This window comes from Mesorhizobium silamurunense (genome assembly GCF_014843905.1).
In the GTDB taxonomy this organism is placed as follows: domain Bacteria; phylum Pseudomonadota; class Alphaproteobacteria; order Rhizobiales; family Rhizobiaceae; genus Mesorhizobium; species Mesorhizobium silamurunense.
This window is the reverse complement of record NZ_LPVS01000196.1, coordinates 1-932: the sequence shown is the minus strand read 5'-3', so window position 1 is coordinate 932 and position 932 is coordinate 1. Positions and strand designations below refer to the sequence as shown.

General features: G+C 67.3%; 1 protein-coding gene. It reads left to right on the top strand.

Annotation, left to right across the window (positions count from 1 at the left end; translation table 11 throughout):
- Window positions 1–932: aminotransferase class V-fold PLP-dependent enzyme (locus AU465_RS33025; protein WP_246506632.1), on the top strand; the 932-nt coding region annotated here is incomplete at both ends.

Below are 932 nucleotides of genomic sequence, written 5' to 3'. Positions count from 1 at the left end.
CCGGAGGAGGTCCGGCAGGCCATGAACCTGCCGATGGAGGATATGCGCGCCGCCTCCTTCCCCAAGCTGACGCTGCCGCTGTTCGAGGACATCAAACGAGTGTTCAAGAACGAAACCGGCCGCCTCTTCATCTATCCATCGTCGGGCACCGGCGCCTGGGAAGCGGCCATGACCAACGTGCTCAGCCCCGGCGACCGGGTGCTGATGTCGCGCTTCGGCCAGTTCTCGCATCTGTGGGTCGACATGGCCGAGCGCCTCGGTTTCGACGTCGACGTCATCGATTGCGAATGGGGAACGGGCGTCCCGCTCGACCTCTATGCGGAAAGGCTGCGGGCCGACAAGGCGCACCGCATCAAGGCGGTCTTCTGCACCCAGAACGAAACCGCGACCGGCGTCATCAGCGACGTCGCCGGCTGCCGCGCCGCGCTTGACGCCGCGAACCACCCTGCGCTGCTGTTCGTCGACGGCGTGTCGTCGATCGGCTCGATCGATTTCCGCCAGGAGGAGTGGGGCGTCGACTGCGCCGTCAGCGGCTCGCAGAAAGGCTTCATGCTGCCGGCCGGCCTCGGCTTCCTGTCGGTCAGCAAGAAGGCGCTTGCCGCGGCGCGGGTCGCCACCCACCGGCACTGCTATTTCTCCTTCGAGGACATGATCCGCGCCAACGACGCCGGCTACTTCCCCTACACGCCGGCCACGCAGCTGCTGCGCGGCCTGCGCGCCTCGCTCGACCTGATCGCCGAGGAAGGACTGGAGAACATCTTCGCCCGCCACCATCGCCTCGCCGAAGGCGTGCGCAAGGCGGTCGACGCCTGGGGGCTGAAGCTGTGCGCCAAGGCGCCGCAATGGCACTCCGACACGGTCAGCGCCATCCTGGTGCCCGAAGGCATCGACAGCGGCGACGTCGTCAAGCGCGCCTATCGCACCTACCAGAC